At 74.0% G+C, this 13,197-nt stretch carries 12 protein-coding genes; 6 read left to right on the top strand and 6 right to left on the bottom strand.

Going from position 1 to position 13,197, the window contains the following annotated elements; translation table 11 throughout:
- Window positions 1-2: 2 nt before the first annotated feature.
- The 5 genes from AB0I79_RS04440 to AB0I79_RS04420 all read left to right on the top strand — a co-directional run bounded on the left by AB0I79_RS04440 (window position 3) and on the right by AB0I79_RS04420 (window position 7,281).
- Window positions 3-2,336, top strand: coding sequence for an aerobic carbon-monoxide dehydrogenase large subunit (locus AB0I79_RS04440; protein WP_357866720.1), 2,334 nt, complete (start codon window positions 3-5; stop codon window positions 2,334-2,336).
- On the top strand, window positions 2,333-3,058 hold the full coding sequence (locus AB0I79_RS04435) for an XdhC family protein (RefSeq protein ID WP_357866718.1): 726 nt from the start codon (window positions 2,333-2,335) through the stop codon (window positions 3,056-3,058). The genes AB0I79_RS04440 and AB0I79_RS04435 overlap by 4 nt, the downstream gene beginning before the upstream one ends.
- 100 nt (window positions 3,059-3,158) lie before the next feature.
- Complete coding sequence (locus AB0I79_RS04430) at window positions 3,159-3,950, top strand: IclR family transcriptional regulator (protein WP_357866715.1); 792 nt, start codon at window positions 3,159-3,161, stop codon at window positions 3,948-3,950.
- Window positions 3,951-4,077: 127 nt separating this feature from the next.
- Complete coding sequence (locus AB0I79_RS04425; RefSeq protein WP_357866712.1) at window positions 4,078-5,220, top strand: cytochrome P450; 1,143 nt, start codon at window positions 4,078-4,080, stop codon at window positions 5,218-5,220.
- 159 nt (window positions 5,221-5,379) lie between these two features.
- Window positions 5,380-7,281, top strand: a complete 1,902-nt coding sequence (locus tag AB0I79_RS04420) for a protein kinase (RefSeq protein ID WP_357866710.1) — start codon at window positions 5,380-5,382, stop codon at window positions 7,279-7,281.
- Here AB0I79_RS04420 and AB0I79_RS04415 read toward each other — a convergent pair.
- The 4 genes from AB0I79_RS04415 to AB0I79_RS04400 all read right to left on the bottom strand — a co-directional run bounded on the left by AB0I79_RS04415 (window position 7,278) and on the right by AB0I79_RS04400 (window position 9,888).
- Entirely contained in the window at window positions 7,278-8,183 is a 906-nt protein-coding gene (locus AB0I79_RS04415; RefSeq protein ID WP_357866707.1) for a D-isomer specific 2-hydroxyacid dehydrogenase family protein, read from the bottom strand. The two genes, AB0I79_RS04420 and AB0I79_RS04415, sit on opposite strands and share 4 nt — an antisense overlap.
- A 158-nt stretch (window positions 8,184-8,341) precedes the next feature.
- Complete coding sequence (locus AB0I79_RS04410) at window positions 8,342-8,473, bottom strand: hypothetical protein (RefSeq protein ID WP_357866705.1); 132 nt, start codon at window positions 8,471-8,473, stop codon at window positions 8,342-8,344.
- A gap of 69 nt (window positions 8,474-8,542) precedes the next feature.
- On the bottom strand, window positions 8,543-9,262 hold the full coding sequence (locus tag AB0I79_RS04405; RefSeq protein WP_357866702.1) for an FCD domain-containing protein: 720 nt from the start codon (window positions 9,260-9,262) through the stop codon (window positions 8,543-8,545).
- Between the two features lie 5 nt (window positions 9,263-9,267).
- Window positions 9,268-9,888: a bifunctional 4-hydroxy-2-oxoglutarate aldolase/2-dehydro-3-deoxy-phosphogluconate aldolase gene (locus tag AB0I79_RS04400; RefSeq protein ID WP_357866700.1), complete on the bottom strand. Its 621-nt coding sequence runs from the start codon at window positions 9,886-9,888 to the stop codon at window positions 9,268-9,270.
- Window positions 9,889-10,095: 207 nt separating this feature from the next.
- Here AB0I79_RS04400 and AB0I79_RS04395 point away from each other — a divergent pair, with 207 nt between their 5' ends.
- Window positions 10,096-11,307, top strand: a complete 1,212-nt coding sequence (locus AB0I79_RS04395) for an MFS transporter (RefSeq protein WP_357866698.1) — start codon at window positions 10,096-10,098, stop codon at window positions 11,305-11,307.
- On the opposite strand, the gene AB0I79_RS04390 is transcribed toward AB0I79_RS04395, so the two are convergent.
- Both AB0I79_RS04390 and AB0I79_RS04385 read right to left on the bottom strand, forming a co-directional pair.
- The gene (locus AB0I79_RS04390) at window positions 11,289-12,173 is read right to left on the bottom strand and encodes a PfkB family carbohydrate kinase (protein ID WP_357866695.1); all 885 of its coding nucleotides are present in this window, start codon (window positions 12,171-12,173) and stop codon (window positions 11,289-11,291) included. The genes AB0I79_RS04395 and AB0I79_RS04390 overlap by 19 nt on opposite strands.
- Complete coding sequence (locus tag AB0I79_RS04385; RefSeq protein WP_357866692.1) at window positions 12,170-13,195, bottom strand: LacI family DNA-binding transcriptional regulator; 1,026 nt, start codon at window positions 13,193-13,195, stop codon at window positions 12,170-12,172. Before AB0I79_RS04385 ends, AB0I79_RS04390 begins: the two co-directional genes overlap by 4 nt.
- Between the last annotated feature and the right edge of the window lie 2 nt (window positions 13,196-13,197).

The following is a 13,197-nucleotide window of genomic DNA, read 5'->3' as shown; positions in this document are numbered from 1 at the left end:
GTATGCACCGCAAAGAGGATGCCCGCTTCATCCGCGGGCGCGGCAACTACACCGACGACGTACGCCTGCCCGGCATGCTGTACGGCGCCATCCTGCGCAGCCCCCACGCCCACGCGCGCATCGTCTCCATCGACACCAGCGCGGCCGAGGCGCATCCGAAGGTCAAGGCGGTCATCACCGGCCAGACCCTGGCCGGGCTGAACCTGGCCTGGATGCCCACCCTGTCGAACGACACCCAGGCGGTGCTGGCCACCGACAAGGTGCGCTTCCAGGGCCAGGAGGTCGCGTTCGTGGTGGCCGAGGACGCGTACTCGGCGCGCGACGCGCTGGAGCTGATCGACGTCGAGTACGAGCCGCTCGACGCGGTCATCGACGCCAGGAAGGCCCTCGACCCCGGCGCCCCGGTCATCCGCGACGACCTCGAAGGGCGTACCGGCAACCACATCTTCGACTGGGAGGCCGGCGACAGGGCGCGCACCGAAGCCGTGTTCGAGCAGGCCGAGGTGACGGTCGCGCAGGACATGATCTATCCGCGCGTGCACCCGGCGCCGCTGGAGACCTGCGGCGCGCTGGCCGACTTCGACAAGGTCACGGGCAAGCTGACCGTCTGGTGCCCGACGCAGGCGCCGCACGCCCACCGCACGCTGTACGCGATGGTGGCCGGGCTGCCCGAGCACAAGATCCGGGTGATCTCGCCGGACATCGGCGGCGGCTTCGGCGGCAAGGTCGGGATCTATCCGGGGTACATCTGCGCGATCGTCGGCTCGATCGTCACCGGCAGGCCGGTCAAGTGGATGGAGGACCGCTCCGAGAACCTCATGAGCACGGCCTTCGCCCGCGACTACCACATGCGCGGCGAGATCGCCGCCACCCGCGACGGGAAGATCCAGGGCATCCGGGTCAAGGTGCTGGCCGACCACGGGGCGTTCAACGGCACCGCGCAGCCGACCAAGTTCCCCGCCGGGTTCTTCCACGTCTTCTCCGGCTCCTACGACATCGAGACCGCCCACTGCGAGGTCACCGGCGTCTACACGAACAAGGCCCCCGGCGGCGTCGCCTACGCCTGCTCCTTCCGCGTCACCGAGGCCGTCTACCTGGTCGAGCGCATGGTGGACGTGCTGGCCGCCGAGCTCGGCATGGACCCGGCCGAGCTGCGCATGCGCAACCTGCTCAAGCCGGAGCAGTTCCCGTACACCTCGCCCACCGGCTGGGAGTACGACTCGGGCGACTACCCGAAGGCGCTGCGCCTGGCCCTGGACATGGCCGGCTACGACAAGCTCCGCGCCGAGCAGGCCGACAAGCGGGCCAGGGGCGAGCTGATGGGCATCGGCGTCAGCTTCTTCACCGAGGCGGTCGGCGCCGGCCCGCGCAAGCACATGGACATCCTCGGCCTCGGCATGGCCGACGGCGCCGAGCTGCGGGTGCACCCGACGGGCAAGGCGGTGCTGCGGGTGTCGTGCCAGTCGCAGGGCCAGGGGCACGAGACCACGTTCGCCCAGATCGTCGGGCACGAGCTGGGCATCCCGGCCGACGACGTGGAGGTGGTGCACGGCGACACCGACCAGACGCCGTTCGGCCTCGGCACGTACGGCTCGCGCTCCACGCCCGTCTCCGGGGCCGCCGCGGCCATCGTGGCCAGGAAGGTCCGGGACCGGGCCAAGATCGTCGCAGCGGCCATGCTGGAGGCCTCCGCGGACGATCTGGAGTGGGCCGACGGCAGGTGGTCGGTGGTGGGCGACCCGTCCACCGGCAAGTCGCTGGCGGAGATCGCGCTGGGCGCCCACTCGAACCTGGAGCTGCCCGACGGCGTCGAGGGCCACCTGGACGCGGTCACCGTCTACAACCCGCCGAACCTCACCTACCCGTTCGGCGCCTACATCTGCGTCGTGGACGTGGACCCCGGCACCGGGCAGGTGAAGGTGCGCAGGTTCGTGGCGGTGGACGACTGCGGGGTGCGGATCAACCCGATGATCGTCGAGGGGCAGATCCACGGCGGCCTGGCCGACGGGGTCGGCATGGCGCTCATGCAGGTGATGGCGTTCGACGAGGACGGCAACCACCTGGGGGCCTCGTTCATGGACTACCTGCTGCCGACCTCGATGGAGTGCCCGTCGTGGGAGCTGGGCGAGACCGTGACGCCCTCGCCGACGCACCCGATCGGCGCCAAGGGCGTCGGCGAGTCGGCCACGGTCGGCTCGCCCGCCGCCGTGGTCAACGCCGTGGTGGACGCGCTCGGGCCGTACGGGGTGCGGCACGCCGACATGCCGCTGACGCCGGCGAACGTGTGGCGCGTCGTCCACGGCGACCCGTTCCGGACGGACCTGGCGATCCCATGACCGAGTTCCTGGGCATGCCGGCGTCCCGGCCGCGGCCTGCCGCCGACCTCGACACGAGGGTGGCGCGGCTGCGGTCGGGGCGGGAGCCGTACGTGATGGCCACCGTCGTGCGCGCACAGCGGCCGACCAGCGCCAAGGCGGGCGATCGCGCGCTGGTGCTGGCCGACGGGACGATCGAGGGGTTCGTCGGCGGCGTGTGCGCGACCGACACCGTACGCGCGCAGGGCCTGCGCCTGATGGGCACCGGCGCGGCCACGCTGCTGCGGATCACCCCCGAGGAGGACGCGCCGCGCGAGGAGGAGGGCCTGGTGGCCGTGGGCCAGCCGTGCCTGTCGGGCGGCACGCTGGAGATCTTCCTGGAGTCCGTCTCGCCGCCCAGGCTGGTGCGCGTGCACGGCGACAGCCCCATCGCGCGGGCCTTCGCCGAGGTGGGCCGGGCGATGGGGTACACGGTCGAGCAGGGGGCGGGCCCCGTCGCCGCCGGCACCGCCGCCGTGCTGGTGGCCTCGCACGGCGTGGGCGAGGAGCCGGTGCTGCGCGAGGCGCTGGCGGCGGGGGTGCCGTACGTCGGGCTGATCGCCAGCCGCAAGCGGGGCGCGGCGGTGCTGGCGCGGGTGGAGGGAGGCGAACGCGTCCACGTCCCCGCAGGCCTGGACATTGGGGCCAGAACGCCTGGTGAGGTGGCTGTTTCGGTGTACGCGGAGATCATCCGGCTCCGCTGAACGGCGGGTGTATCAGCGCGCGGCGACCGGGTACGCCAGGAAGTGTAAAGCCGAGCCCCGGGAAGCCCCTTCCGCTATCCGGAGAGCGAAAGGGATGTCGATGCCGACGGAAACGGTCAGCCAAGCGCAGGCGATGACGGACGAGCGCCCCGCGTCCCAGCCGGGCAGCCTCGAGCGCGGGATCGACATCCTGCTCGCGCTCGGCGCCGCCTCGCGTCCCGTCACGCTGTCGCAGCTCTGCCGCAGCACGGGCCTGCCCAAGTCGACCGCGCACCGGATCCTGGGCGTGCTCTGCTCGCGCGAGCTGGCCCGCCGGGTGGGCAACGCGTACCTGCCCGGCGAGCTGCTGGAGTCGATGGCGGGCATCACCCGCGCGCGCGTGCCCGGCACGCGCCGGGTGGTGCTCCCCTACCTGCTGTACCTGTTCGAGACCACCAGGCACACGGTGAACCTGGCCGTGCCGTCGGGCCTGGAGGCCCGCTACGTCGAGCGCCTGTACGGCCACAACCGCGTCGGCTCGCGCTCCGACGGCCTCGACCGCGCGCCGCTGCACTGCACGGCGACCGGCAAGGCGCTGCTGGCCTTCGACCCGAAGCTGCGCCAGGAGCTGATGGCGCGGGGCGCGTTCGAGCGGCTGACCCGCCGCACGATCACCAACCTGGCCGGGCTCGAACGGGAGCTGGCACAGGTCCGCCGGCACGGCATCGCCTACTCGCAGGAGGAGTTCACCGAGGGCGTGGCCTGCGTGGCGGCCCCGGTGTTCGGGCCCGGCGGGCGGGTGTGCATGTCGGTCGGCGTGGCCGCGCCCGCCCACCTGGCTCCGCTGGCCAAGCTGGGCATCTCCGTACGGGGTGCCGCCCAGGCCATCTCCGCCGCGCTCCTCCCCGCGTGACCCCGTTCCGGTCACCGGAACACTCACAGATCTTGAGACCGAAAGTGTTCCACTGACCGAAACCCCTCATTGCGAACGCGTGCCCCCGAGCGATCACATCGACGCATGAGAGCGCGGAAGGTCACACGTGCCTAGGGGGCTGCCCAGGGCCACCCTGCTGGAGAGCCTGCGCCTGGCGGCCACGCTCGTCCCGCCGGGCACGCCGCACCTGACGCGGGGCCGCGACCCGCTGCGGGCCCGCGCGCTGCTGGCCACCCTGGAGTCCCGCTACGGCGGCCGGCCCGTGCTCGTCCGCGGCCTGCGCGGCCGGGCGCTGCTGGTCTTGTCCAAGCGCGACGCCCTGCGCGTGCTGACCGAGGACGACGACGCCTACGCCCCCACCCTCCACGAGCGCCCGTTCGGCCTGCCCACGGACGTGCTGCGCCCGCGCTTCATCGAGATCGCCAGGCAGGAGGCCGCCGGGCTGACCGAGGGCGTGGTGGACCACGCGCGGCTCAACGCCTGCTGGCAGCGCGTGGCCAGGCGCTGCGTCTACGGAGACGGCGCGGCCCGCGACGAGGAGCTCACCCGGCTGCTGGAAGGCGTCACGCGGGCCGGCCGGTGGCGGGCCAGGCGCCGCCAGGAGATCCTCTCCGGGCGCTACGACGCCCGCATCATCGACCACCTGCGCCGCGCCGAGCCCGGCAGCCTGGCCGGCCTGATCGCCGAGACGCCGGAGAACGAGTCGCGCGCGCTGATGCACGCGGCGTTCTGGCTGATGGGGCTGGGCTCCACCGCGGCGGGCCTGACGCAGACCCTGGCGCTGCTCGCCGCCCACCCCGCCCACCGCAAGGCGGCCCGCAAGGACCCGGAACACCTGCGGGCGTGCCTGCGCGAGGGGCTGCGCCTGTGGCCGCCGGTGCCCGCCCTGGCACGGGTCACGACCGCCGAGACCGAGTGGTACGGCAGCGTCCTGCCCGCCGGCACCACCGTGCTCGTGCCCATCGCGGCGCACCAGCGCAGCCCGCGCCTGCCGTACGCGAACACGTTCGCGCCCGAGATCTGGCTGGACGGCACGGCCGCGGACGAGTGGTGGGCGCGGCCCGGCTGCGGCGGCGTGCACCTGACGCTCGCCGTCGGCACGGCCTTCCTCGGGGCGGTCCTGAGCGCGGCCCGCCCCAAGCCGGTCGGACGGCTGATCTCACAGCACCGGCCGCTCCCCCACACGATCGATCTCGCGCGGCTGCGGGTGGCCATGCGGCCCCTCCGGCGGGACGCTCCTGGGGGCTAGTGTCCTACGGACAGGCCCTTCCTCCGTTAGAGTCTGGGGTACAAACGGGATGCCGGGCGGCGGAACGGTTCGGGTTGCCAGAGGGTTGCCAGAGGAACGAACCGGCGGGAGGAACGGTTCGGGTTGAGACGGGATGACGACGGCGAGAGGACGGCGACGTTGGGGCGCTCCGCAGGCACTCCTCTTCAGCCGGAAGATCCGCCGGCGATCGGCCCCTACGAGCTGATCAGCCGTCTCGGCTCCGGCGGCATGGGCGTGGTCTACCTCGCCAAGGCCGCCGACGGCTCGCGCGTGGCGCTCAAGGCCATCCGGCGTGACTACACCGCCGACCCGGTCTACCGGGCGCGCTTCCACGAAGAGGTGTCCAACGCGCGCAAGGTGGCCTCGTTCTGCACGGCGCGCGTGCTCGACCACGGCGAGGACCGGGGCGTGCTCTACCTCGTCACCGAGTACATCGACGGCATCTCGCTGGAGGACCACCTCATCGAGCACGGCGCGCTGTCGCCGTCGGTGCTGCACGCCGCCGCCGTGGGCGTGGCCGCCGCGCTGACCGCGATCCACGCCGCCGGGCTGGTGCACCGCGACCTCAAGCCGGCCAACGTGATGCTGACGCTGGCCGGGCCGCGGGTGATCGACTTCGGCCTGGCGCGCTCGACGCACGTGCACTCCCGGCACACCAACGCCGGCATGGTGATGGGCACGCCCGGATGGATCGCTCCCGAGCAGGTCTTCGAGGGGGTGTCGAGCCCGGCTGGCGACGTGTTCGCGTGGGGGTCGCTGATCGCGTACGCGGGGCTGGGCGGGCATCCGTTCGGCGAGGGGGACGCGTACGTGATGGCGGCCAGGGCCCGCCAGGCGCCGCCGGACCTGCGGGGGCTGCCCGCGCCGCTGGACCGGCTGGTCGCGGCGGCCATCCACCCCGACCCGGCGCGCCGGCCCGCGGCCCGGCAGCTGCTGCTGGAGCTGGTGGAGGCCTCCGACGAGCCGGCCGCGCAGCTCGCCGCCACCAAGCACCTGACCAACGCGTGGAACCCGTCGGAGTTCGGCCCGCTGATGCCGCCGCCCGACCGCACGGGCCACGCCCCCAGGCCGTCCCACCACCCGGAGCAGCACCGGGCGCCCCAGCCGCCGCCCGCCGAGCGCACCGGTCCCACGCCGGGCGCCTCCCGCGCCCCGCAACCGCCGCCTCCGGCCGAGCGCACGGGCCCCACGCCCGGGATGAGCCACGCGCCGTCCCCCGCCGAGCGCACCGGCCCCACTCAGGGGGCGGCCCGGGGGCCGCAGCCCGCGCCCGGAGCGCCGCACGTGCCGCAGCAGCCGCCGCCCGCCGAGCGGACGGGGCCGACGCCCATGCCCGGCCGCGGGCCGTCGCCAGCCGAGCGGACCGGTCCGACGCCCGGCTCCTCGCGCGGGCCCCGGCCGCGGGGTGCCGGACGGGTGCCCTTACCGCCCCAGACCGGCCAGATGCCGCTGCCGCACCCGACCGGCCAGGCGCCGCTGCACCACTCGGCCACCGGTCAGGGTCCGCTGCCCGACCCTTCGGCCACCGGCCAGGGGCGGCTGCCCGGTTACCGGCCGGCCCGGCCGAAGCGGGGCGTGTTCGCGGGCTGCCTGACCGCGCTGGTGATCGCCGTGGTGCTCGTGGTGGTGCTGCTGGCGGTGCTGGCCTGGGTGTTCCGCTCGCCCGCCGTCGGTGAGGACGGGCCGGTACAGGACGGCAAGCTGCGCTTCGCCGTGACGAGCGCCAAGTGCCCCAAGCCGGCCAAGGCCGCGGCCGAGCGTACGTGCCAGATCGGCGTGCAGGTCAGGAACGTCGGCGAGGAGGCCCGGGTGCTCTACCCCGGCCAGCAGAAGCTCATCGACGAGGACGACGAGCTGCACGGCGGCACCAAGCTGCTCGACAAGGGCGGCAAGGAGATCACGCCGATCCGCATCGAGGCGGGCGCGTCGTTCACCGGCGCGCTGGTGTTCGAGCTGCCCAAGGAGCTCGAACCCGTCGGGATCGAGGTGCACGACTCGGGGCTGAGCTCGGGAGCCCGGCTCAACCTCCCCAGGGGCTAGAAGCCGCGTGCCGGCGACACGACCCCTTCCAGGGGCTCACCGTCGCCGAAGCGGCGCACGTTCGAGGTGACGCGCTCGGCCAGGCCGCGCCAGTAGGCGGCGCGCGGGTTCGCGGAGTGCGGCGTGATCAGGACGTTCTCCAGCGACCAGAGCGGATGGCCGTCCGGCAGCGGCTCGGGGTCGGTGACGTCGAGCGCCGCCCCGCCGATGCGGCCCGCGCGCAGCGCCTCGACCAGCTCGCCGGTGACGACGAGGCCGCCTCTGGCCACGTTCACCAGCCACGCGTCCTGCCGCATGAGCCCGAACTCGTGCGTCCCGAACATGCCCCTGGTGCCCGGCGTGGCGGGCGCGGCGACGACTACGTAGTCGGCCTCGGGCAGCGCCTCGCGGTAACGGGCGCGCGGCAGCACCTCGGCGGCTCCCGGCACCTCGCCGCTGTCGCTGACCGCGACCACCCGGCACCCGAACGGCTCCAGCATCCCGATCAGCGCCCGCCCGATGCCGCCGGCGCCGACGACCGCGACCGTGGACCCGCTCAGTTCCCTGGACGTGTTCGGCCCCCACGTCGTGGCCCTGGCCAGCCGGTGCAGCCCGCGCGCCGCGGCCAGCATCAGGGCCAGCGCGTGCTCGGCCACGGGCCGCCCGTACGAGCCGGTGGCGGCGGTGAAGACGGGGTGGTCGGTGATGACGCCGGCATCGGCCCACCGCTCGACGCCCGCGTGCGGGAGCTGCACCCAGCGGATGCCCTCGTGCAGCATGGAGCGCACCTCGCCGGGGTCGTCGCTGCCGTAGTAGACGATCGCCTCGGCCTCCGCCAGGGGCACGACGCGGGCGCCGGCGCGGCGTACGGCGTCGATGAGCGCGGGCACGGGCTCGGGGCCGACGTGGACGGCGACGGTCATCGGGCAGCCTCCCGGTCATAGCGCGTTGATCACGAGTGAGCATATATCGCACGCGATGTCCGGATCGACCGAGCCTCCCCTCCTGCTGATCGCCGGCACGGCCCTGCAGATGGTCGCCTGGGCGGACGGGCCCCGCGCCGAGCTGGCGGCCCGGCGGTTCACTGCGCCACCCGCGCCGGGTCGGCGTGAGGGGTGAGGCGCCGGCCGGTCAGTATGCGCACGCTCGGGCTCGCCGCCTCGTACGCGGGATGGCGGCTCGGCAGGATGCGCCCCGGCGCGATCCTGCGCATGCCGGCCAAGGGGCTGCGGCGGCCGCGCGGGCTCGGCCGCGTGACGGGGGTGCGGCCGCGCTCGCGCCATCAGGTGGCGAGAGGGCAGGCGGTGCCGTCGAGGATGCTCTCCACCTCGTCGCGTGCCGCCGCCACGATCGAGCCGGCCGCCCGCGCCGCGTCCTCGCCGCGGCCCTCGGCGACGGCCGCGGCCACGTCGAGGTGGCGGCGGACGGCGGGATTGTCGAGCCGCTCGGGCAGGAGCAGCAGGTCGCGCCGGGCCACGAGCAGCTCCTCCGTCACCTCGGCGAGCTGGGCGAACATGCCGTTGCCCGACGCGCCGAGCAGCACCCGGTGGAAGGCGGCGTCGGCGCTCACGAAGCCCTCCTTGTCGCCGGCCCTGGCGGCGGCGGTCAGGGCGCGCGCGTGGTCCATGAGCTCCTGCCGCACCGCGGGCCCGGCGTGCTGGGCGGCCAGCGCGGCGGCGGCCGGCTCGACGGCGGCTCGCAGCTCGGCCAGCTCGCGCAGTTGCCCCTCGCGCCCCGGCGAGGTGAGCCGCCAGCGGATCACCTGGGGGTCGTAGAGGTTCCAGGCGCTCATCGGGCGCACGGTGACGCCGACGCGCGGGCGGCTGCTGACCAGCCGCTTGGACTCCAGCACGCGTACGGCCTCGCGGGCGACCGTGCGGGAGACGCCGAACCGTTCCTGGACGTCCTCCAGCCGCAGCACCTCGCCGGCGCGCAGCTCGCCGCCGGCGAGCGAGCGGCCGAGGCCGTCGACCACCTGTCCGTGCAGGCCCTGGAGCTTCACGCCCGTCAGCCCGCCTGCGCGAGGCGGGTGAGCAGCGCCGCGACCCGCTCCCCCGCCGCCCGCGCGCCGCCCGAGGTCAGCGCGGAGCCCATGCCGCAGGCCACGGCGCCGGCGGCGATCCAGCCGGGCGCGTTGTCGATGGTCACACCACCCGTGGGGATGGCGGGGGCCTGTGGCAGCGCGGCCCGCACGTCACGCAGCCAGGACGGCGTCACTGCCGAGGCCGGGAAGATCTTCACCGCGTCCGCGCCCTCCTCCAGGGCCCGTACGATCTCCGTCGGCGTGGCGACGCCCGGGAAGACCGGCACGCCGTAGCGGTGCCCGGTGCGGATCACCCCGGGGTGCAGGTTGGGCGAGACCAGGAAGCGCGCCCCGGCCTCGACGGCGGCCCGGGCGGCGGCCTCGTCGAGCACGGTGCCGGCGCCGACCAGCGCCTCGGGCCGCTGCTCGGTGAGCCGCGCGACGGCGGTGAGCGCCCGGGGCGTGGTGAGCGCCACCTCCACGGCCCGCAGCCCGGCGTCGAGCACGGCCTCGGCGGCGGCCACCGCCTCCTGCGGGCCGGCGCTCCTGACGATCCCGAACACCCGTTGTGCGGTGACCGCCTGAACGATCTCCCAGCGGTACATGGGACTCCTTTTCTCGGATGTCAACAGCGTCCGACTCCCCGCCGTCAAGCGCGAGCCCCTGACGGTGAACGGTTTTATCGCACGATCTCCCGAATCGTACTATCAAATCACCTTATTTACGACATGCCTACGCAAACACGCTCCCTTGACCACAAGCCGCCCATGAGAAACGCTGACAATCGGAATCGTTGCCCGGGGGCAAACCGCGTGAGGCGTGCATTCATCACCTTGCTGGCCGCCAACGCCCTTTCCGTCACCGGAACCATGCTCTGTCTCCTCGCCGTCCCGTGGTTCGTCCTGGAGACCACCGGCAGCCCCGTGCTCACGGGGCTGGCCTCGTTCGCCACGACGCTGCCCATCGTCATCTCCGCCGCCTTCGGCAGCACGATGGTGGACCGGCTCGGGTTCCGCCCGGTGAGCGTGCTGTCCGACCTGGTCAGCGGGCTGATCGTGCTGGCCGTGCCGGTGCTCTTCCTGACGACCGGGCTGAGTTACCCGCTGCTGCTGGCGCTGCTGTTCCTGCGCTGGCTGGCGGCCACCCCGGGCGAGACCGCGCGCAAGGCCATGCTGCCCGACCTGGCCACGGCGGCGGGCGTGCGGATCGAGCGGGCGACGTCCGCCTACGACGGTGTCCACCGCGGGGCCGCGATGGTGGGAGCGCCGCTGGCCGGGGTGCTCATCCTGTGGCTCGGCCCGAGCATGCTGCTGCTGGTGGACGGGGTGACGTTCCTGCTGTCCGCGGCGCTGGTCGCCGCAGGCGTGCCGCGGGTGAAGCGGGGGCGGCGCGACTCCGGCGGGTACGCGAGCAAGCTGCGGGCCGGGCTGGCCTTCCTGTGGCGGGACCGGCTGCAGCTCAGCGCCACCGCGATGATCGTGGTCGTGAACCTGCTGGACACCGGCGTGACCCAGGTGCTGCTGGCGCTGTACGCGCGCGAGGTGACCGGCGACCCGCGGGCGTTCGGGCTGCTCACCGGCGTGCTGGGAGCGGGCGCGGTGGCCGGGACCATCGTGTACGGGACGGCCGGCGACCGGTTGCCCATGCGGCTGACGTACGGATGGTGCTTCCTCCTGGCCGGGGTGCCGCGCGTGCTGGTGCTGGCCATGGGCGCGCCGTTCCCCGCCGCGCTCGCCGTCACGGCGGTATCCGGGTTCGCCGCGGGCGCGATCAACCCCATCCTGGGCATCCTCCAGTACGGCCGGATCCCCGTCCCGCTGCGGGCCCGCGTGATCGGCGCCATGACGGCCGCCGCGTACGCGGGGATGCCGCTCGGCGGGCTGCTGGCCGGCTCGCTCACCGCGGTCATCGGCCTCGGCGCCACCCTGTTCGTCTTCACCGGCGTCTACCTGCTGATCTCCGTGCCGCCCTTCGTCTGCCGGGCCTGGCGGGAGCTCGACCGGCCTCAGCCGGCCGACGCCTGAGCCCTGGCCAGCAGCAGCGGCTCGCTGATCGGGGACTCGTGCGTGCCGGTGACCGTGCAGGCGTGCGCGCCGGCGATGGCGCCCAGCCGTACGGACTCCTCCAGCGGCCTGCCGCGCAGCAGGCCGTACAGGAAGCCGGAGACGAATGCGTCGCCCGCGCCGTTGCTGTCGGCCACCGGGCCGGGCAGCGGGGCGGCGGGGAAGGCGCGCACCTCGCCGGCGTCGCGGGTCAGGACGAGGCAGCCGTCGGCGCCACGCGTGCACACGACCGTGTGGGCGCGCCCGCGCCGCAGGATGTCGCGCATCGCCGCGGCCGGGTCGGGGAGGGCGGTGGCCGACAGGAACACCAGGTCGGAGCGGTAGGCGAAGTCCTTGTGGTAGTCGTTGACGCCGTCCCAGTCGTGCAGGTCGGTGGAGACGGACCTGCCCTCCAGGTCGTGGTGGACGTCGCGGCAGCGGTCGGTGATCGACACGTGCACGTGCGCGGCGTCCACGCCGGTGTACAGCTCCCTCGGCAGGCGCTCGCCCGGCGTGGCCTTCGGGTCGTGCAGCGACAGCCGGCGCCCGTCGGGGCCGACGAGCAGGACGCTGCGCGTGGTGCCGGCCTCGGCCTGACCCCAGCGGCAGTCGATCTCGCGCAGCGCGTGGCGGATCAGGGCGCCTTGCGGGTCGTCACCGATGAGGTCGGCGAAGACGACGCCGAGCCCGAGCGCGTGGCAGCCGAGCGCGACGCCGGAGCCGGTGTTGCCGACCCTGTCGACGACCGGCGGCACGTGGTAGGTGTCGCGGTACGGCAGGGGCAGCTCGGGCACGTACACGGTGGTGTCGACCCCGGACCCGCCGAGGACCAGGACGTCGGCACTCACCGGTTGACCAGCGGCCCTGAGCCGGTGGAGCCGCGGACGACGAGCTCCGGCTGGAAGATCAGCTCGACGTGCTTGGCGGGCGCGCCGTTGACCTCTTCGAGCAGGGTCTGCACGGCCGCCGAGGCCATCGCTCCTATCGGCTTGCGCACCGTGGTCAGCGGCGGGTCGGTGAACGCGATCAGCGGCGAGTCGTCGAACCCGACCACCGACACCTCCGCGGGCACCGACAGCCCCTTCTCCCTGCAGGCGCGGATCGCGCCCAGCGCCATCAGGTCGCTCGCGCACACGATGCCGGTGCAGCCGCGGGTCAGGAGCTGGGCGGCGGCGGCCTGCCCGCCCTCGACCGAGAACAGCGAGTGCGCGATCAGGTCGTCCAGGTCGGCCGCGCCGAGGAGCTGCGCCATGGCCTGCCGGTAACCCTCGATCTTCCTGATCACCGGCACGAACCTGCGCGGCCCCAGCGCCAGCCCGATGCGCTCGTGGCCGAGGTCGACCAGGTGCTGCACGGCCAGCCGCGCGGCCATGCGGTCGTCGGGCGAGATGAAGGGCGCGTCGATGTGCTCGCTGTAGCCGTCGACCAGCACGATCGGCAGCCCACGGTCGGTCAGCCGGGTGTAGCGGTCCATCCGCGCGGTGGTGTCGGCGTGCAGCCCCGAGACGAACACGATGCCGCTCACGCCGCGATCGACCAGCAGCTCGGTGAACTCGTCCTCCGGCGCGCCGCCGGGTAGCTGGGTGCACAGCACGGGCGTGTAGCCGTGCTGGGTCAGGGCCTTCTCGATGGCCTGCGCGAACGCGGGGAAGATCGGGTTGTCCAGCTCCGGTGTCACCAGGCCGATCAGCCCGTTGCTGCGTTGCCGCAGGCGGGGCGGGCGTTCGTACCCCATGAGGTCGAGCGCGGTCATCACCGCTTGGCGGGTGGCGGCCGAGACTCCGGGTTTCCCGTTGAGGACCCGGCTGACCGTGGCCTCGCTCACCCCGGCCTGGGCGGCGATGTCGGCTAGGCGAGCGTGACCAGTCATGG

The sequence above is a fragment of the Nonomuraea sp. NPDC050202 genome, assembly GCF_040656115.1.
In the GTDB taxonomy this organism is placed as follows: domain Bacteria; phylum Actinomycetota; class Actinomycetes; order Streptosporangiales; family Streptosporangiaceae; genus Nonomuraea.
Note: the sequence above shows the minus strand (reverse complement) of the source record. Positions and strands in the feature narration are given on the sequence as shown.

Coding starts and splice junctions, on each gene's coding strand:
- AB0I79_RS04440 (WP_357866720.1), top strand. CDS start 3: ATGCACCGCAAAGAGGATGCCCGCTTCATCCGCGGGCGCGGCAACTAC.
- AB0I79_RS04435 (WP_357866718.1), top strand. CDS start 2,333: ATGACCGAGTTCCTGGGCATGCCGGCGTCCCGGCCGCGGCCTGCCGCC.
- AB0I79_RS04430 (WP_357866715.1), top strand. CDS start 3,159: ATGCCGACGGAAACGGTCAGCCAAGCGCAGGCGATGACGGACGAGCGC.
- AB0I79_RS04415 (WP_357866707.1), bottom strand. CDS start 8,183: ATGACCGTCGCCGTCCACGTCGGCCCCGAGCCCGTGCCCGCGCTCATC.
- AB0I79_RS04410 (WP_357866705.1), bottom strand. CDS start 8,473: ATGCGCAGGATCGCGCCGGGGCGCATCCTGCCGAGCCGCCATCCCGCG.
- AB0I79_RS04400 (WP_357866700.1), bottom strand. CDS start 9,888: ATGTACCGCTGGGAGATCGTTCAGGCGGTCACCGCACAACGGGTGTTC.
- AB0I79_RS04385 (WP_357866692.1), bottom strand. CDS start 13,195: ATGACTGGTCACGCTCGCCTAGCCGACATCGCCGCCCAGGCCGGGGTG.